Annotated in this window: 18 protein-coding genes and 1 riboswitch; of the genes, 7 read left to right on the top strand and 11 right to left on the bottom strand. The window is 46.7% G+C overall.

The features are described from left to right. Positions 1-4 precede the first annotated feature (4 nt). The gene (locus ACLVWU_RS06490; protein ID WP_413578174.1) at positions 5-1969 is read left to right on the top strand and encodes an alkyl/aryl-sulfatase; all 1965 of its coding nucleotides are present in this window, start codon (positions 5-7) and stop codon (positions 1967-1969) included. 38 nt (positions 1970-2007) lie between these two features. On the opposite strand, the gene ACLVWU_RS06485 is transcribed toward ACLVWU_RS06490, so the two are convergent. The 4 genes from ACLVWU_RS06485 to ACLVWU_RS06470 all read right to left on the bottom strand — a co-directional run bounded on the left by ACLVWU_RS06485 (position 2008) and on the right by ACLVWU_RS06470 (position 8328). Further along, complete coding sequence (locus ACLVWU_RS06485) at positions 2008-4116, bottom strand: TonB-dependent siderophore receptor (RefSeq protein WP_413578173.1); 2109 nt, start codon at positions 4114-4116, stop codon at positions 2008-2010. Between the two features lie 44 nt (positions 4117-4160). Next, positions 4161-4264: riboswitch (TPP riboswitch) on the bottom strand. Between the two features lie 43 nt (positions 4265-4307). Continuing rightward, entirely contained in the window at positions 4308-5585 is a 1278-nt protein-coding gene (locus tag ACLVWU_RS06480) for a trans-sulfuration enzyme family protein (RefSeq protein ID WP_413578172.1), read from the bottom strand. A 101-nt stretch (positions 5586-5686) separates the two neighbouring features. Next, complete coding sequence (locus ACLVWU_RS06475; protein WP_413578171.1) at positions 5687-6544, bottom strand: hypothetical protein; 858 nt, start codon at positions 6542-6544, stop codon at positions 5687-5689. 83 nt (positions 6545-6627) lie between these two features. Further along, positions 6628-8328 (bottom strand): NAD-dependent malic enzyme, encoded by a 1701-nt coding sequence (locus ACLVWU_RS06470; RefSeq protein WP_413578170.1) that lies wholly within the window; start codon positions 8326-8328, stop codon positions 6628-6630. 123 nt (positions 8329-8451) lie between these two features. Between ACLVWU_RS06470 and ACLVWU_RS06465 the strand changes: the two genes are divergently transcribed. Continuing rightward, entirely contained in the window at positions 8452-9198 is a 747-nt protein-coding gene (locus tag ACLVWU_RS06465; protein ID WP_413578169.1) for a substrate-binding periplasmic protein, read from the top strand. Between the two features lies 1 nt (position 9199). Here the strand turns inward: ACLVWU_RS06465 and ACLVWU_RS06460 are convergent, their stop codons facing one another. After that, complete coding sequence (locus tag ACLVWU_RS06460) at positions 9200-10006, bottom strand: hypothetical protein (RefSeq protein WP_413578168.1); 807 nt, start codon at positions 10004-10006, stop codon at positions 9200-9202. Between the two features lie 254 nt (positions 10007-10260). On the opposite strand from ACLVWU_RS06460, the gene ACLVWU_RS06455 reads away from it, so the two are divergent. After that, positions 10261-10653 carry a hypothetical protein gene (locus ACLVWU_RS06455; protein ID WP_413578167.1) on the top strand — a complete coding sequence of 131 codons (393 nt, stop codon included), beginning with the start codon at positions 10261-10263 and terminating at the stop codon, positions 10651-10653. Positions 10654-11104: 451 nt separating this feature from the next. On the opposite strand, the gene ACLVWU_RS06450 is transcribed toward ACLVWU_RS06455, so the two are convergent. Further along, positions 11105-11488, bottom strand: a complete 384-nt coding sequence (locus tag ACLVWU_RS06450; RefSeq protein WP_413578166.1) for a SnoaL-like domain-containing protein — start codon at positions 11486-11488, stop codon at positions 11105-11107. A gap of 147 nt (positions 11489-11635) precedes the next feature. On the opposite strand from ACLVWU_RS06450, the gene ACLVWU_RS06445 reads away from it, so the two are divergent. Next, entirely contained in the window at positions 11636-12097 is a 462-nt protein-coding gene (locus tag ACLVWU_RS06445) for a hypothetical protein (protein ID WP_413578165.1), read from the top strand. Here the strand turns inward: ACLVWU_RS06445 and msrA are convergent. Continuing rightward, positions 12094-12684, bottom strand: coding sequence for a peptide-methionine (S)-S-oxide reductase MsrA (gene msrA, locus ACLVWU_RS06440; RefSeq protein ID WP_413578164.1), 591 nt, complete (start codon positions 12682-12684; stop codon positions 12094-12096). The two genes, ACLVWU_RS06445 and msrA, sit on opposite strands and share 4 nt — an antisense overlap. 151 nt (positions 12685-12835) lie before the next feature. Here msrA and ACLVWU_RS06435 point away from each other — a divergent pair, with 151 nt between their 5' ends. After that, the gene (locus tag ACLVWU_RS06435) at positions 12836-13408 is read left to right on the top strand and encodes a hypothetical protein (RefSeq protein ID WP_413578163.1); all 573 of its coding nucleotides are present in this window, start codon (positions 12836-12838) and stop codon (positions 13406-13408) included. A gap of 57 nt (positions 13409-13465) precedes the next feature. On the opposite strand, the gene ACLVWU_RS06430 is transcribed toward ACLVWU_RS06435, so the two are convergent. Next, positions 13466-14755, bottom strand: coding sequence for a beta-sandwich domain-containing protein (locus ACLVWU_RS06430; RefSeq protein ID WP_413578162.1), 1290 nt, complete (start codon positions 14753-14755; stop codon positions 13466-13468). A 208-nt stretch (positions 14756-14963) separates the two neighbouring features. On the opposite strand from ACLVWU_RS06430, the gene ACLVWU_RS06425 reads away from it, so the two are divergent. Next, entirely contained in the window at positions 14964-15359 is a 396-nt protein-coding gene (locus ACLVWU_RS06425) for a YccF domain-containing protein (RefSeq protein WP_413578161.1), read from the top strand. A gap of 16 nt (positions 15360-15375) precedes the next feature. Continuing rightward, complete coding sequence (gene cls, locus ACLVWU_RS06420) at positions 15376-16842, top strand: cardiolipin synthase (protein ID WP_413578160.1); 1467 nt, start codon at positions 15376-15378, stop codon at positions 16840-16842. A 3-nt stretch (positions 16843-16845) separates the two neighbouring features. On the opposite strand, the gene hisS is transcribed toward cls, so the two are convergent. The 3 genes from hisS to ACLVWU_RS06405 form a co-directional block, all read right to left on the bottom strand. Continuing rightward, positions 16846-18162, bottom strand: coding sequence for a histidine--tRNA ligase (gene hisS, locus ACLVWU_RS06415; RefSeq protein ID WP_413578159.1), 1317 nt, complete (start codon positions 18160-18162; stop codon positions 16846-16848). An 82-nt stretch (positions 18163-18244) separates the two neighbouring features. After that, entirely contained in the window at positions 18245-18787 is a 543-nt protein-coding gene (locus ACLVWU_RS06410) for an SRPBCC family protein (protein WP_413578158.1), read from the bottom strand. A 230-nt stretch (positions 18788-19017) separates the two neighbouring features. Continuing rightward, positions 19018-19275 (bottom strand): hypothetical protein, encoded by a 258-nt coding sequence (locus ACLVWU_RS06405; RefSeq protein WP_413578157.1) that lies wholly within the window; start codon positions 19273-19275, stop codon positions 19018-19020. Between the last annotated feature and the right edge of the window lie 39 nt (positions 19276-19314).

Below are 19314 nucleotides of genomic sequence, written 5' to 3'. Positions count from 1 at the left end.
GAAAATGAAAAATCGTTTGTTGCGAGGATCTCTCGCCGTTCTATTTGCGACTTCAGTCAGCCATGGTGCCGATCTACCCGACGGCAAGGCCACGGACTACACCAAAAGGGAGAACCAGAAGTTCGCTAAAATGCTGGACTTCAATAACAAAGAGGACTTTGAATTTGCGCAAAAAGGATTTATCGCAACGCTAGATAATCCGATGATTAAAGACAGCGAGGGAAAAATCGTCTATAATCTTGCCGCCTTTGATTTTGTAAAAGGTGACTCCGTCCCCGATACTACGAATCCCAGCCTTTGGCGACAATCCCAGCTGACGCGTATGCATGGCCTTTACAAGGTCACCGATAAAATCTATCAAATTCGCGGATTTGATTTGTCGAACATGACATTGATAGAGGGTAAAACCGGTTGGATTATCATCGATCCTCTGATTTCCAACGAAACAGCAGCAGCCGGACTGAAACTAGCCAACGATAAATTGGGTAAGCGACCGGTTAAAGCGCTGATCTACACTCATAGCCATGTGGATCACTTCGGAGGTGCGGCTGGCGTTATCAGCGAAGCAGATGCGAAATCCAAAAAGGTGCAAGTCATTGCACCCGAAGGCTTCATGGAAGAGGCGGTCAGCGAAAACCTTTACGCCGGAAATGCAATGGGTCGCAGAGCTGACTACATGTATGGCCGGACTTTGCAGAATTCCCCTATTGGAAATTTAGGTACAGGTCTTGGACCAGGAACCTCTTTGGGAACGACCGGCCTGATTCCGCCGAACAAAACCATCACAAAAACCGGCGAAAAACTGACGGTCGATGGAGTCGAAATCGTTTTCCAAATGGCTCCGGGAACGGAAGCTCCTTCGGAAATGCTTTTCTATTTCCCGCAAATGAAAGCTCTGTGTTTATCTGAAGATGCAACATCCACCATGCACAACCTATACACTTTGCGTGGAGCCAAAGTGCGAAGCCCCAATGTTTGGTCGAATGCACTGAACACCACACTGGATATGTTCGGATCAAAAGCCGACGTTAGCTTTGCATCACATCACTGGCCACGCTGGGGTAATGCAAAAGTTGTCGAGCACATCACCAAGCAAAGAGACATGTACAAATTTATCAACGACCAGACTTTGCGACTGGCAAATCAAGGTTATGATGCTGAAGAGATCGCAGAAAAAATCAGACTTCCCGACACTTTGGCCAAAGAGTTTTACAATCGCGGATACTACGGTTCACTGAATCACAACGTAAAAGCGACTTATCAACTGTATCTGGGTTTTTACAATGGGAATCCGGCAACTCTGCACAAACATCCACGTACGGAATCGGCCAAACGCTACATTTCCGCGATGGGTGGAGCCTCCAAGGTTCTGAAATTGGGGCGTGAATCCTTCGACAAAGGGGACTATCGCTGGACCGCCGAGTTGGTGAATCATCTGGTTTATGCAGAACCCAACAACAAAGATGCGCGACAGCTTCAAGCTGCAGCCTTGGAACAGTTGGGCTTCCAGGCGGAGAGTGGTCCATGGAGAGATGTCTATCTGTCGGGCGCAGCCGAATTGAGAGGCCGTGCACCAGGAGAAGCGACACCATTTGTAGATACTCGTACTTTGCCATTGGCAATGCTGATCGACTATACCGGTCTGCGCTTAAACCCGGAAAAAGCGGCAGGTAAATCCATGAAAATTGGATTAACCCTGAATAATTCCAAAGAAAAACAAACACTGGAATTGAACAATTCGGTTTTGCACGTTAGAAAAGCGATGCCCGGGGATAAGTATGATGCGACTTATGCCATGTCTTCAGCAGATTTTGGAGCAGTGATGGGCGGCATGAAGTCCAGCACAGGCTCACTGAGTGAGTTGGTGGGGATGCTTGATACGTTTGATCAGAAATTTAACCTAATCTCTCCGGTAGAGGAGAAGTCAGGCAAGAGCGATCACATGGCCAGTGCCAACGCTGGAAACTAATTAAACCAAGAAAGGACGGGTACTCCCCGTCCTTTTTCTTAAAGCGTCGCCTGCATATTCAAAATCACTGTGCGATCCGACCCGGGATACAGATACATATGCCCGTACTGAGTTGGCGACTCTCTCCAATACTTACTATCCAGCAAATTCTCGACAATAAGTTGGGCCTCGAAAGGCACGCTTCCCAGTTTTTTTCCAAAGCCCACTCCCGCATCCCAGCGAATCCAACCCGGAATCACGATGGAGTTATCTGCTGTCACTGCACGTTCACCCTCAAACACTCCCCGTCCTTTTAACGACCACAGGGAATTCAGATGATATTCAATTCCGGAACGCACTGTCTGCTTTGGAACATTCACGGGTGCTTTACCATTCAAACCAGCTGCCACTGAGCTGTTTTCACGGCGGGCTTCCAAGAGCATAGCCGCTACATACCACTCACACTGAATGCATTTTCCCCGCAGCTCAACTTCAAGCCCCAAGTGATGATCCTCACCATCCACCTGATATAGCGGTGCTTGATCGGTTACCAGAGGACGATTAATATCGAACACTGCCGCATTCCATTTAAGACTTTGCCCGCCACGCACACCTAATTCGTACTGACGAGACCGCACATCAGGCAGGTACTCGCCAGGGTTGCTATACGAATTGCGATTTGGAACAACATAAGCCTCCATGCCCTCCGAATAACTTCCATAAATCATCAAGTCGCGATTCCACTGATAGGAAAGTGCAGCCCAAGGCAAAATAAAGGACTGATAGAAATCCGTCGCTCGACTGCCATCTGTTCTAACAGAACTACGATTAATTCCATTCCAGCTGGCTCCTAGCCACCCTGTCCAATTCCCAAGCTCCATGGCGTCAGTAACAGCGAACTGCAGATTTTTCGAATCCCGATTCGTACTTTCATCATTCAAAGTAGGATTCGCAGGAACCGTCGTGGTGCCATCGACATTTCCTTCCCCGACCAGATTATAAGCCTGGCGCTGATATCCTTCGCGGGTTTTCCAACCCATCAATGCCAGATTCCAGTTGTGCTTTACATCCCCAAAAGAAGCTTTGCCACCCAGTCCGGTACGCACCGCCTCGGTGTCGCGAAGTTCGTTTTCACTGCGATAGTCATAAAAATCAAAAGTCCCATCTGAACAATAGCGATCAAAAACACCTTCCTTGGTACATCCATAAGGATACGCCAAGTAGTCATCGTTCTTTAAAGACTGCACTCCAAACGCAAGACTCCATTCCAAATCTTCATTCACAGCCTGCACATAACGAAGACTGCCAGAAAGTGCCTCAAAGCCCACCGGCTGACTCCACGTTTGATTATTCAAATTGATATTAGGATCAGCCACATTCGGAAGATTGCTTCCCAGAAGACTCATTCCCGGCTGACTGGGCTGAGCTCGATGCGACGACTCAAGTTCAGCATCCAACAACCCTCCCGATCCCACACGAACACTAAAAGCACCAGCAACCAGAGTGCGATCACCTTTAGCATCTTTCAAATGAGGAGAAAGATGTTCCTGAGCCAGATTAATTCGAAAACCAGAACGCTCCGTCAAAGCATCCCCAACATCTGCCGCCGCCAAAAGACCACCAGAATCCGAAAGCGAAAAAGAAAACTCGCGCAACATTTCAGAAGTTGCCTTCTTAGTTTCGTAGTTAATCAAACCACCAGGACTACTAACCCCGGACTGAACACCAGCCAGTCCCTTTAAAACAAGAATCCCAGATTTATTCTCAACAGGAATCGAAGTCTCCACATTAACAGGAAGACCATTACGACGAAAATTATTCCGGTTATCCAAAGTATAACCACGCACAGCCACCATATCCCAGTAACCAGTGGCATTGTAACTGTCACTCAAAGACGCCTCGAGAGTCGTCAGATCTGCCAACCGACGCACCTGATTCTGCTCTAAGGATTTCTCAGAGTAATTCTGCGCACTGACCGGAATCTCGCGCAGTTCAAAGCCTTGAAAGCCCAACAAGGAAACATCGCTGCCAGAATCCTCTTCCACAAATACAGGGTCTAATGAAATCGTCTGTGCCTGTGTCGATGAAATCTGAGCCACAGCCGTGGCTGAAAACAACATCAGGAATTTAATTTTAAAGATTAGATTAAGAGCGGAACATTTTCCCATCGCATTTCCTTTACCCAGGGAAATACGACAAAACAAAGCCACGTTGGCTGTTCTAACGACTTCCCTGCGCGAGCATTATCTCAGTCAGGTTCAAAGGGTATTTCTCAGCCTTCATGCACTATGCACGAAAGCACCCCTAGCTTGTGGTGAGCTTTATGTAGGAAACAAAAAGCCCCGTCAATAGTAATTTTTTAAATTCTTTTTAGAGCATCCTGGATGTCAGAGATAATGTCTGAAGCACTCTCAAGCCCAATACTCAAACGAATAGCACGAGGATCAATCTTACTCTCCCCACGCTTGTCTTCAGGAATCGCCGAGTGAGTCATGAACCCCGGAACCTCGATCAGAGTTTTAGTCAGACCTAAGGACACAGCCAATGTGATCGAATAGGAATTTTGCGCGATATCATCGACAAACTTCTGACAACGTTTCATATCCCCTTTGACGTTGAAAGAAATCATCGTGCCCGGACAGAATTTCCCCTCTGGCGACTTCAAATACTTACGAGCCAGTTTGTACTGAGTATGTGATTTCAGACCCGGGTAAGTAACTGACTCTACCTTGGGATGTTTTTCCAGGAATTGCGCCACTTTCAAAGCCGTCGCCTGCTGTTGCTCAAAACGAATCGCCTGCGTGGAAAGTCCGTAAACCATAATGTGCCAAGCGGAGTAAGGATGAATGATCGCACCAAAATCCTTACGTGCCACTCGCAGCATTCCTTCGAATGTTTTGGGAGCGATAACTGCTCCGCCCATCTCGGTACCAAATCCTGAAATATTCTTGGTCAAACTTTGAATCACAAAATCCACGCCCCATTCGATAGGACGAAGTGACCAAGGAGTTGCAAAAGTATTGTCCACCACGGTGTAGATACGATCGTCAGCTTTACGTTTTTTATTGGCCGCTTTCACCAGGGCCGTGATCTTTTCCAGATCGGCGATTTCCAAAATAGGATTGGATACCGATTCAAAATACACCACGCGCGTTTGCGGATTGCTAAGTTCCTTTTCCAGAACTTTGAAGTTGTTCACATCAATCAAAGAATGTTCAACACCCAAACGTGGCAACCAGTTGGTAATCAAACTGTAAGTGCAACCGTATAAAGTTTTATGCGCTACAACTCGCTGACCATGTTTCATCAAAGTCATCAACGTCGAAGAAATTGCTCCCATGCCGCTACCAAAGGTAACTGCACTTTCGCCTTTTTCCAAAACAGCGAGCTGGTCTTCCAGCATTTTTGTTGTCGGCTCTTCCAGACGATCATAGATCCAGATCGGATTGTCCTTGGAAGCCCCGGCAAAGCTGCTAAAGCCCTCGGCCCCACGCCCCAATGATCCCAAACGGAAAGTCGTCGATGCCGTCATCGGTGGAATCAAGTGATGAGAGAACTCCCAGGACTTGGAAAGTGCTTCCCCGTGGATGGCCTGTGTTCTTGGCGACAAGTGTTTGCGCGCGGACTTTTTAGTCACGATTCCCCCTGCTTTTAATAGCAAATATCACTCGGAACTAGAGCACAGGATCTAGATTAGGGGAATAAATGACTTCAGGCGATAACGCCCCAGGGCGTGGATTAGCTGGCTTTGTCAGCAAGCAGACTCTCGCAACGATCCAGAATTGTGGCACGAATGCGCTCACGGTGTTGCACGAATTCAGGCAACTTTGTGTTTTGCACGATCTTATAAAGCTGCACGACCCGTAATAGCTCAATCAAGCGCGGCTTTTGTGGCCCTTTGGACAATGGATACTTGGGCATTTCCAGATTTTCCTGGGCCGCTTCCAGCACCGCCATGGTCCAACTGATTTCCGTTTGAGTCAGATAAATTCCGGGCACAAAAACCGGTCGCTCATGGCGCTGGCTTTCTTCCTGAATCAATTGCGTGTGCAACAATTGCAGCTCGCCAACAATACGGGTTAATTCTGCATCATGGTTTTTTCCATACAGCTTGAACACCGTTTTTTTCCAGGCCTCACAGAAATCATCGAAATCAATATTCGAAGCCTTTTCAAAAAGAGGTGGATGAGTGATGTAGTTCAAGGTTTTCGTAATCACGTCTTCGGCAATCACCACACTGGTGTACTTGCCACCCACGCGCAGAAGGTGATGAGTCCAGCTGGCCAAAGACATCAAAGAGCGGTTTTCGACCAGGCCGTTTCTAAAATTCAGATGAAATTCTTCAAAGGACACAGAAGACATCGGTGCATTCAACATCTGATCCATGACGCTTTTTCTTCGATCGTGTTTCGGAAGTTGATAAAATGAATTCAGCTTTTTCTGAAATTTTTCGAAAGTATCATTCCACAAATTTTCACCCTGGCAGGTTTTATACAGCTGAAAGGCCTTGGCTGGATTGGGCTCTGCCTCATCCAGCAAGGAATTAATTCTTTCAACCAAAGTGCGGGGAAACGTGTGCCAAAGATCCTGAATCATAGAGATCAGTTTACTGGCATTTGTGCGAGATTTCTGGTTTTTGTAAAACGTCGAACTTTTAGCCGCTCGCCGCCAGCAAACTTTTAAGTCGCAGCCCTATGGCGATAAACGCGATACTCTGGCTTCCAAAAATTCTTGTCAATCGCTGCCAGCAGTTCTTCGTCCGAAATCGTGATGGCCACGCCATCAGACTGCGCCGCTTTGCCAACTTCGAAAGCAATTTTTCGGGACACATTGGAGATATCTTTTAGCTCCGGCAGCAACACGCCATCGCCTTTGGTGGCCATAGGTGAGCACTCCGCCAAGGCCTCGCTGGCTGCCATTAGCATCAGGTCCGTCACACGACGGGCCCCCGATGCAATCACGCCTAAACCCACTCCTGGGAAAATATAGGAGTTGTTACATTGAGCAATTGGAAAAATCTTTTCGCCGAAAGCCACCGGGGCAAAGGGACTTCCCGTCGCCACCAATGCCGCACCTTCGGTCCAACGGATGATATCTTCCGGCAAGGCTTCCACACGCGACGTCGGATTCGACAAAGGCATCACAATCGGACGTGGGCAATTGGAGTGCATCAAGCGAATGATCTCTTCTGTGAACAACCCTGGTTGTGCCGAAGCCCCGATCAGAACCGTAGGCTTTGCATGGCGGACTGTCTCCAAAAGTGAGATCTCACCTTCACCCATGCCCCAGCTTTGCAAATTATCAGATACCTGAACCAACGGCGCCTGGAATTCCAAAAGGTTTGGCATCTTGTCAGTCAAAAGACCGAAACGATCGACCATAAACACACGAGCCCGTGCTTCAGAATCACTCAAACCTTCAAGTTTCATGCGGGCCACAATTTGCTCCGCAATTCCGCAACCGGCAGAGCCCGCACCCAAGAAGACCACGCGCTGATCGCGCAACTGCCCGCCTGCTGCACGACTGGCAGCAACCAGACTGCTGACAACAACTGCGGCAGTACCTTGAATGTCATCGTTAAAACAGCAAAGCTCATCACGGTAACGCTTCAAAAGTGGTGAAGCATTTTTCTGGGCAAAATCTTCGAATTGCAAAAGCACATCGGGCCAGCGACGTTTGACCGCTTCGATGAAAGCATCAACGAAGGCATAATACTCTTCGCCTGAAATGCGCGGGTGTCTCCAACCCATATAAAGCGGGTCATTGATCAGTTGCTGATTGTTTGTCCCGACATCCAGAACCACCGGCAAAGTGTAGGCAGGGCTTACTCCGCCACATGCGGTATACAGGGACAGTTTTCCAATTGGAATCCCCATCCCGCCAATACCCTGATCTCCCAAACCCAGGATGCGTTCGCCGTCAGTCACGACGATCACTTTCACTTTTTGCTTGGTCACGTTGCGAAGCATCTCGTCAATGCGGTCACGCTGTGGGTAGGAAATAAACAATCCACGGTGCGCGCGATAGATTTCAGAAAAGTGCTCACAGGCTTCGCCAACAACTGGAGTATAGATAACTGGCAGCATTTCTGTGATGTGATTGACCACCAGATAGTAGAAAAGAGTTTCGTTGGTATCTTGCAGATTTCGCAGAAAAACGTGGCGATCCAGATTGTTTTTAATCACCTTGAACTGGCTGTAAGCACGGGATGCCTGTTCTTCGATTGTCTCCACTTGATCGGGAAGCAATCCATGAAGATTCAGATTCGAGCGTTCGTCGAGAGAAAACGCACTCCCCTTGTTGAGCAGGGAGATATCCAATAGAAATGTTCCTGAATAGGGAATATAAACCGGGCGATTTTTTGAATTTTCTGAATCCATGGCCGGCATCCTATTACGAAGTACACTGCTTGTACATCTGTTATAAAGCTGATGATAACTCGTATAAGCCTCAGTAATTAAATAGTTGTATAATTACTACACATCCTGTTGTAACCTGAATAAATGTTATTGCTTCAGTGGATTGCCGGAACTCTTATTGTTTTATCTACACTCGCCGTGGGCGCAGAAACCATTCACCTCAATGGCGAGGATGACTGGGCACCGTACTCTTCCGCTACGAAAGATTATAGGGACCTGCAAGGATTGGCTCCTGATATTATTCGTGCTGCTTTTAAGTCACAGGGTGTGACGGCTGTCTTACGCCCGATGCCCTTTGCACGCTGCATGAAGGAAGTCGACACCGGAAAATCTCTGGGTTGTTTTGACACTCTGATCAACGAAAACACCCAGGATCGCTACGTATTTCACTCGACGCCACTTTTTAAGGCGGAAATGCATATCTATGGACCCGCGAATGGCTCCCCTGTTTCTCTTAAAGACCTTGAAGGTAAAAAAGTGGGCACTACTGTTGGTTATACTTATCCGACGTCGTTTTTGCAGAACAAAAAGATTCTAACCGAGGACGGTCCCACTGAAAAATCCCAAATACAAAAGCTGGCTGCGGGAAGAATTGATTATGCGGTTCTGTGGGGTTTGACTGGGGAAAGAATCCTGAATGACAATCCCGAACTTAAAGGGAAAGTAAAGTCTCTGGGGAAAGTTTCCCGCGATGCTTTGTATATCAACTTCTCTAAAAAACACAAAGATGGCGCAAAATATGCCGCCATCTTTGAATCGGGACTAAAAAAGATTATCGAAAACGGAACCTACAAAAAAATCGATTCCGAATTTCAAAAGTCCTTAAAATAACTTAGTTCAAGTTACCCAAACGAGCCAAAGCCTTTTGTTGCTTTGCTTTGGCTTCGCTTAGCTTTTGACGTTTTTGATTCAGCTTTTCCTGCATGTCTTTTTTCTTATCAATATTCAACTGAGCTTTTCTGTTGTGCTTATCAGCCTGAGCCAAAGCCGCACGGGTTTGTTGCTCAAGCTTGCGGGATTCAACTTCATAACTTGCACGAGCTCTTACCAACTGTGAATCCGTCTGCTTCAACATCGCAGCAGCCTGACGCTCTTCATTTTTAGCACGGGCCAATTTAGCCTGTGCCGTTTTCAAAGCTGCACTCGTGCGAGCCATTTCACCTTTTGAAGCATTGATCGCCGCCGACAATTGCATTTTTCTGTCCTGGGACTGATCACGGTCAGCCTGTGCTTTGTTCAATTTTTCTGTTGCACGGGCCAGTTTATTGCGAGCCGCAGACTCTTCGGTTTCCATCTTATCAATGGCTTTGCGCAAAGTGATGGTTTCGCTGATCAAACGGGTTGTTTGTTTGGAGTTCTTCGCAGCTTCAGCCTGCAAGCGCTTAACTTCGCGACGTGTACGGGAAGACGTTTCTTTATGTTCAGCCGTGCGAGATTTGAAATCTGTCTTAGCACCTTCAAGTTCAGCAGCAGACTCATCGAAACCACCTTGAGCTTCATCCAGATTGGCGAATGCACTTTCAACTTCAGATTGCGCTTCCAAAGCATTGTCTTTCGCCATGGATGCATATCCTTGGGATGCGCCGAAAATCATCATCAATGCCGAAGCTGCCAAAACTTTTGTATAATTCTTAGTCATAAATGGTTCCTTATAAAGGTTGATAGCCCTCTCTATCCACTTTCCGTGCCTAACCTCCTTTTCCCGTTCTTTTGCAGCTGACGCCACAAGCCCCCTCCCCACAGGGAAATACTTACCAAAACAATCGACAAATTAGGCACCCCTCCCTGGTGTCAATTTTTGTGACGCTCTTTGAGCTTTTACAATAGGTGCACGGAGTTCAACACGACATCCGAGATTGTCGTATAAGGGGGCATCTTTTTATCGAGGTGTTTATGAAAACCAGTCTACTTATTATTAGCGCAATTGTGCTTACCGCAACCGTTGGTCACGCAAAAACAATTTCCTGCAGCGGTATCGACAAGAACGGCAGCACAGTCAGTGTGCAAGTTTCATTGAATGACGGAATCTCTTTTGATTTCAAAACAAAGAAAACCAAGGCCAAAAACTCGGAAGACTATTCTGATGTTTGGGCTGCAGATTCCGGCTCTTATCAATTGGCCGAGTCTTCAACTCAAACTATCGTGGGATCGCTGGGTTCACGCAGTGAAAAATGGGCGAAGCTGACTTTAGGTGATCTTGGCAAAGCGAATTCAATTTTTGAATACGATGAAAACGATTCAGGCTTTGAGTACAGCAATCATATCTCTAAAATGATCTGCCGCTAGTCTCGCAACCTGCTCCAGCACTTTCTGATAAAAACACCGAGCATCCGTGCCCGGTGTTTTTTTTTGGCCTTCAGCAAACTGTGTCTCCTGTGGTGTTTCCAGGCAACAGCGTAAAAAAGTTCTGCAAAATTCCACAGTCTCACTGGACCAAATTCTTGAGCATGAATCGCATTCAACAGATGTGCGTATTAATCCGAGATAAAGGAACAGTTTTGCCCATTTAGACATCGAGAAAATTCAGGTTTCGGACGACAATATTACAAAAGCCACACGGAGGATCAGGAATGGCTAAAACAAGAATTAAGGGTTTTCTTACTCTTTCATGCCTATATCTCTTAGTGTGCTTATTTTACTCAAATTGCACAGTTCGTGAAGAGTCCCATACACCAAGTCAGCTGAGCGGACTAAGTCACTAACTGCAGCTGACTTGAAGATTATCTAACTCCTGAAATCACATCGTATAGAAAAATTCCTCTTTCACAATTTTTCCGTCTTTCACCGTGTAAATACCCACTTCCTCCATTGCCCATCGTTTGTTGGTTTTCTTATCAGTCGTATCGAAATTAAAATGCACTGCAAATCGATCACCTGATGGGAATGGTCCATCAATTTTAGCTGAATGGACTTCCATTTGTTCTTCCCATTCTTTGTTTTTTTTCAACGCATTTGCCTTACCATGGGATTCGGCGGGCATGCCTGGAGTATCCATGGCTTCACGACTTTCGATATCATCAGCATAGAGCGTTTCGATCGCTTTCACGACCTCGTTGTTTTTACAGAAATCAACAAGCTTTCTGCCGACTTCAAGAGTGTCCTTTTGAGTTTGTGCGTTCATAAGGCCCCCTTTGTGGAATCAGCCTAAGAATACGCCCTTGTGGGGCTTTGAAAAGTATAGAATGGGTCCCGTCCCGGGCACAACGACCAGCCCGAGCTTGCCCAAGGCCCCGCAGGTGTGTCAGCCTTTGATAAAGGGGCTCCCCAAATGCAAAATTTTGTTTTTATATTTACTCTGATTTTTTCAACAATGGCTCATGCTCATAATTGCACCGATATCACAGGCCTTTACCAAATGACTGAAGGAGCTGTCGTGCAGTACCAGGTCGAAGACTGCTCCCGCCTGATCCGTTGGGGTGGCTTTACCACCAAAAAGGGCGAAATCGTTATCTCCCCTGAAAAACAAGTTTACTCTTTTTCCGGCACCCCCGAGTGCAACAGCTTTGGCAAATGTCAAAGTGCCACTGTCGTTGCCGATGGCATCCTGATTTCATTAAATTATGAAGGTTATGTGAAAACCAAGGAACACGGGCTGTGCCAGTATCGCAGTACACTGCTGTCTTTAAATGCGGAAAGTGCTTTAAACAGCTCTTATGAGATTCATAATTGCGACGACGGTTACACCGGCACGTTTCTAAAAGTATTTCCCAGAATTATTATGCAGAACTAGAAGTCCACTTTTCGCACAAAGTGACAGGTATACCCATCAGGATTCTTTTGCAGGTAATCCTGATGATAGTCTTCGGCCTTCCAGAACTCCCCAGCCTTGCCAACCACGGTCGAGACATCCTTACCCCAGGCCTTGGATTTATTCACCCGGGCAATAACTCTAAAGGCTGTCTCCTTTTGCTCTTCGCTGGTATAGAAAATTTCACTGCGATACTGAGTGCCAACGTCATTACCTTGACGATTCAATGTTGTCGGATCGTGGATCTTAAAAAAATACAGCAACAGGTTCTCGTAACTTAGCTGCTTGGGATTGAATTCGACCTTTACAGTCTCCGCATGATGACTGATTCCGGTTTTAACGATGTCGTAGGTGGCATTGGCGACCTTACCACCCATGTAGCCCACTTCGGTTTTAGTCACACCTGGAAGTTTTCTTAGCAGATCTTCCATACCCCAGAAACATCCACCTGCCAAATAAGCCACAGCTTCACTTTTAGCGGGTTTTTCTGCGGCATAAGTATGACTATTCACTGACAGAATGCCTGCCAATAGGGTCCAGATTCCAAGAAAAAATTTACGAGGTTTCATTGGCAAATTATAGCATTTTGTCGAAGAGACAAACACCCTGCAAAACGACTCAATCTAGTCCAATTTCTTTCATCTAAACCCCGTATTTTCAAAAAGAACTGGGTAAGCCAATTGAATTGTGTAAAATAACACTGTTATGCATGGAGGCCTCATGAAGATTAATACAGCTAAGTGGATCGTATTGCTTGCAGGAATCGCAGGCGCAAGTTCAGCAAGTGCTGCATCTTTTACTCTGGCAAAAGGTACGGGTTATCGCATCGAACCTCTTTACGGTATCGAGACTGTCTATCGTGACTACCCGACGGCCCATTTACAAACACGGTCTATGTACGGCCTGCGTTTAAGCCTAGGCGTCGATCTTCTTTCACTTGAAACAGAATACTCAAAAGCCTCTGATACAGAGGACTTTTCCACCGCACCGGAAAAAGTAAAGACAGACGATGAACGCTTGAAGGTCGGTTTAAGTTCTACCTACCGCACCCAATATTTCCATTTGGGCGGCCGTGCGGGCGCGCAGGCAACCAAATCCGTTCGTGAGACAACATCTGGCGGTGTGGTTACGAAAGACGAACGCCCTATTGCTTACAATCCCTATGCTGGTGCATCAATTGGATTGAACTTCGGGCCTGTGAATATCAGTTTAAGTTCCACGGTGATTTTCCGGGACAATGACTGGGAAAAAAGCGATTTCCAAAATGTGATCTCTGCCGGAATCGGCTATTAAAAATCAAATCAAACAAGAATGCCAGTCTTAGACTGGCATTCTTGTTTCCGACGCTAACTATTGAACCATTCTAAAATTCAGGAAGTTGCTATGCTCTGACAAAATAGTCAGATACTTCAACATGGTTTCCTGTGGATAATTTGCAGTATCGTTGTACTTAGTCTGGAATTCTACGATCAGTTGATATGTCTGCTCGTTATTCAAAGATTTTACCTCGATAGCTAATTGCTGCTCCGCGATCGCATAAGCATTCAAGGCCATTTCCTGATAAGTGCCTTTTAGAAGACTTTCCGGTTTGCTTGCAGTGTACAGTTTGTAGTTTTTGTAACCTTCACTGTCAGCCTGGCGGAAGTTAAAATTCTTAGCGGCCACTTCCTTGCGATAGTGTACAGGGATGATCTTACCGATTTTGGAAATGATCATCTCGTAAACTTTTCTCGCACGGCTGTCGGATTTGCTGGATTCCTGGCGCTTTTGGAAATCCAAAGAAATTTTGATCAATGAATCACTCGTCACCGGACGACAGATTTGATCACTTTGAATTGAAAGCATGAACGCTTCAAATGTCTCCACGGCCATGGATTTGTAGCCCACATCTGCCGCACTGTCTGGACGGCTGGCATTGTGGCGGTCAATAAAGAAATTAATCAACGTCAACATATAGTCCGGAGACGCAAATTGATTCTTATCGGACTTCAAAGTCGCTATAAACTCTGCGACATATTTATTGTATTCCTTGCTTGCGTATTTTTCCTGCCATGAGCCCTGCGCACTGCTTTCCGCGCGTGCCGCCCAAGTTTGCACTAAATCCAGTTTTTCTTTTAGGATAGAGTCAAATTTCTTATTGCAGGAATTATCCGGTTCACGAGTGCCGAACTTCGGTGCTTCCTTAGTGGAAACCGCCGTGATGTCCAAATTAGCATTGGCACCCATGGCTTCCGCCTGAATTTCGATAGCAGTGATATTCTCACTCAGACTCAAAATTTCTGACGCTAAGACAGTGTCCGAGTCAGCAATTATCGCATTGTTAAATGCCTTCACAATCACGCGTTCATCTTTATCCGTTACCAGATTCAAACTGATAACTTTCACACGACCCGTTTTTGGTTTCGCTTTGATTTGCGAAAGAGGAATTGGTTTTACCAGATCCAAGCGGTACAGTTGGCCGCCGTTTTTACGTGTTACGGCGTCAATGCGCGCCGAAGTCTCGAATTGATTCTGTGGCAGTATTGATGTTTCCGTATCGCCGCCACGATAGGAAGTATAGTTTGAGCTCGCATGCACCAGTAGCGGAGCCTGGCATAGCAATAACGACATTAAGATTCGATTCGCCTTTTGACGATTCATAGCGTTTCCTTTCAGTTGATTTGATTTATCTGGACCTAAGTCTGTTGGATGATTTGAATCCCTAATTAGAAAAATCTCGATCAAAGAATGCTCCACTTGCTTAAAATCAAAACGCTGTGGAAGGCTACTACTGTAAATCAACAATCATACTGCCTATTGCACATTGACCATTTTTATTCACCCACTCATCCTGTCACAGGAGGCACCCATGAATTTTATCTTGAACATCCTGTGGCTACTTTTAGGTGGATGGACAACAGCCCTCTCTTGGTTCACATCCTGTCTTTTCATGGTCATTACGATCATTGGAATTCCGTGGGCACGTGCGGCGTTTAATATCGGACTCTTGAACTTGTGGCCCTTTGGATCGCGAGTTGCGGACCGGGAGCATGTCCGTGGTCAAGGCGACATGGGTACTGGCGCTTTAGGACTGATTGGGAATATCGTGTGGTTCATTCTGTGTGGCTGGTGGCTGGCACTGACTCATTTGCTTTGCGCCGTTCTTTTAGGAATTACGATCATTGGAATTCCTTTTGCCCTTCAACACTTAAAGCTCGCAGGGATCTCCTTAGCCCCTATCGGAAAAGCAATCGTCTTCAAATAACTTCCCAGGATGTCAGATGCTGACTTGGACTTTTGATTTCAATTTTAACAGCTGGGTTCAGTGGTTGATATTCATCGTCGACTTCATTGTCCGTATCTGGATTTGCGCACGGGTCATTCAACGGCGCCTGCCCGCCTCTGTGGCTTGGGCGTGGCTGGGCTTGATGGTCTCACTTCCCATTGCCGGAACAATTCTTTATTGGACATTCGGAGAATACCGTCAAGGTCACCGTCGAATGAAGCGGCTGCGCAAAGTGCAGGAAACCTTAAACCGAATCGCAGCTGTTCAACCCACAGATTCTATTCTAAACGAACATCAACAAGGTGATTTGCATCACGCCTTTCAGGCTCTTTTTGGCTTTTCACCCAAAACTGGAAATCGCATTCAGCTGCTGAAAGATTCTGACGAGGCTTTTCAAAAACTCTCTGAAGATATTGCGAAAGCCAAGCACACTTTGGACTTTGAGTTCTATATTTGGAGCGACGGCGGACGAGCAGATAAAATCGCCCACGAGATCATAGCGGCCGCCCAAAGAGGCGTTCGCTGTCGCGTTCTGGTGGATGCTATCGGTAGTTCCAAATTCATCAAAGGTAGAAACTTCAAAGCGATGAAACAAGGTGGAGTCAAAATGACGGTGGCCTTGCCGTCAGGAATTCTGCGTTCTTTGATTGCACGTCCTGATTTGCGCATGCATCGAAAGCTAGTCGTTATTGATGATGAAATCGGTTATGCCGGCAGCATGAATCTAGCCGATCCTTTGTATTTCAATGCCACGTCACCCGCAGCTCCGTGGATTGATGCCCTGGCGCGAATTGAAGGCCCCTCCATCGCGGATCTCAAAACAGTCTTTCTAAGTGACTGGTGCGTGGAAACCGGCAGTGACTTTGCCAAAGAGCTGACGAAATCAAAAGCTCCCGATGACACTCATACCAAACCCGCATTTGTGCAATGCCTGCCCTCGGGGCCGGCTATCAAGTACTCATCCATTGAACAGGCGTTGCTAATGGCAATCGCCTCAGCCCAAAAAGAGATCGTCTTTACGACGCCATACTTTTTGCCCAGTGAATCCATGCTCTATGCCCTGCTCGCGGCTGCGCGCCGGGGTGTCAGCACGATACTGATTGTTCCCGCTAAAATTGACTCGCGCATCTCCCACTGGGCCAGCCGCTCGTTTTTCGAAGACCTCTTGCTTGCCGGAGTTCAGGTGGCTCTTTATAAACCCGGATTGCTGCACACGAAATCAATTACCATCGACGACGATGTCTCATTGTTCGGTTCGGTGAATCTGGATCCACGAAGCCTGCGAATCAACTTTGAAATCACCTTGGCTATTTACGACAGGGAATTCACACAATCACTGCGTGACCTGCAAAACGAGTATTTGGAAAATTCAGACATGTATACAATAGAAGCCCACGAAGAGCGCCACACTGCTGAAGTGTGGGCAGGTGACTTGTCACGTTTGGTAGGACCTTTACTATAAATGTTAGCGTTCGATTTTTTGCAGCAGGTGGTCTGCCAAGGTATCCATTGAAACAGCTTCTTCAGTACGCTCGGCCATGGACTTCACTTTCACTGTTCGTGAACTAAGCTCATCGCCGCCAACGATCACTGTAAAAGGAATCTTTCTGTCATCTGCATACTTAAACTGATTCTTAAGTTTCGCAGCGTCCGGATAGACATCCACACGCAAGCCACGCTCACGCAAATCCGTTGCAAGCTTCATCAACGGCGCACGCAGTTCCTGACTGAAAAGAGGCAAAAACACTTGTGGAGTGGAATTGGACATTTTCAACTCCCCGGCTTTTTCCTGAATCAACAGGAAAAGTCTTTCAAAGCCGATGCTGCCACCAAATGCTGGAACTTCTTCACCACCAAAAACTTCAAGTAATCTGTTGTAGCGTCCACCGCCACCCAGGGAACCTGAAAGTTCCGGATGTCTTAGTTCAAAAATAGTTCCTGTATAATAATCCTGACCACGAACCAGGGAAGGATTGAAAATCACTTTTGTGCCCGGTGCTGACTCTTCTAAAACATTCAATAAAGCTTCCATGGATTCAGCCGACTCGGCATGCACGGACTTCAATTTCTCCAGGGAAGTTCCATCCAGAACCAGGCGAATGCCTTCAGGCACGCGACCTAATTTTGTCGTCAGTTCTTCTTCAACACCTGCACGCTGCACTTTATCCAACTTATCCAAGGTCACTAAGGCCTCGGTCCATTGTGCGTCGGTTAGATCAGCATCTTTTAATGCCGCCAAGAGTCTGCGATCATTCAAGTGAAGCTCGACGTTTTCCACCTGAAGGCGCGAAAACACTTTCAAGATCGCCGTCATACAATCAGCTTCAGCACCGACTTCCTTGGATCCCAGTACATCCACGTCACACTGATAGAATTCACGGTAACGACCTTTTTGCGGGCTGTCTGCACGCCATACCGGTCCCACCTGAAATACTTTAAACGGTTTTGGAAGTTGTTGTTTAAAGCGCGAATAGTAACGCGCCAAAGGCAATGTCAGGTCAAAGCGCATTCCCATATCAGCAAGATTGCCCTCGCCCGCCTCCAGGGAACGTGTCAAAGACTCGCCTCGTTTAAGTACTTTGAAAATAAGCTTTTCATTCCCGGCACCACCGCCCTTGCCTTCCAGAGTCGACAGATTTTCCATGAATGGCATCGTGATGGCCTGGAAACCATGGCTTAGATAGGTCTCGGAAATTTTCTCGATTAAGAAACTGCGAACCGCAGATTCTTCAGGGGTAAAATCACGAAAGCCAGAGGGTGGGAGAACGGAAATTTTGCTCATGCCTTAGTTTTAGCGAAATTGGCCCAACTCGGCAACTCCAGAGCCCACCGCACACAGCGTTAGAGGGCTCCGACTGCATCGATCAGTGTCTATAGTCTTTTAAGTATTTCTCAAGTTTATCAAATGACTCCATCCAACCTTCAATACAGTCATTTTGGAACTTGGTGGGAATCCCCTCATGGGAAAGTTTGAAGCGGCTGCGCTTTTCACCCAACTTTTCGAATTCAAAAGTGATAAAGGCCATTTTGGACCAATCGCCTGGCATACCTGCCTCTTCAGGTGAAATCGGACGCCCTTGCTTGTCTGCGAACTGATCCGTCATCACGATGCGCACATTCTCGATAATCTCCTCATAGTGACCGGTCATTCCACCGACATTACCTGTATCTGTGCCACCATCCATACTGATAAAGAATCGTCCCCCTTCACGGAAGTCGATATCGGCTTCGTCTGCAAAAAACTGCTGAGGCCACCACCACTCTTTCAAAGAATCAGAATCTGCAAATGCTGCAAAAAGTTCAGACACCGGAACATCGAATTGCCGCTCGATTACCAACAGCGGAGCCTGCGGTGTCGATGCATTATGAATGGGCCGTTTGCGTCCTTTTTCCTGAGATGTCTGCATAAGAACTCCTGATAGTGTGTGTTTTACAATAATCCTTTCCTGATTTTTACAGTTAACTAGGCTTCTAGGAATTCCTTCCACTTCAGAACGTATTCTTACAAGGTTCACAGCTATTATTTTCTGGGACTCGACAGTCCTCGCAGTGCAAGACCTAGACGGATGTTGGGCACAAAAAACAAAAAGCCGAAGACTTGCTTCGGCTTTTGTACTTTACATAATTTACTTCGGGCTTACTTACAAACAGCTCGGTAAATTACTGTTTTATTGAAAATCATTGCATCCGTTTCGCAAGTCTTCTGGCTAAGGCTGCAATCCGCTTCCGTAACGATTTCGCCAGAAGAGGCCTCGCGAACAACTTTGTTGGCGTCACACCAGCTTAGCTCCTGATATGATTCGGCGCGAGTGTAAACACCCGTGGAACGGTCATAAAAACCTGCCGCCATGGCAGAACTTGAAATTAGCAAAAGGGCACCAACGATCATTTTCATAAGCTATTTTCCTATCCAAATTAAAGGGAACTTCAATCA

It is taken from the genome of Bdellovibrio sp. HCB290, assembly GCF_047305925.1.
Classification (GTDB): Bacteria; Bdellovibrionota; Bdellovibrionia; order Bdellovibrionales; family Bdellovibrionaceae; genus Bdellovibrio.
This window is presented reverse-complemented; position numbering and strand designations above follow the sequence as displayed.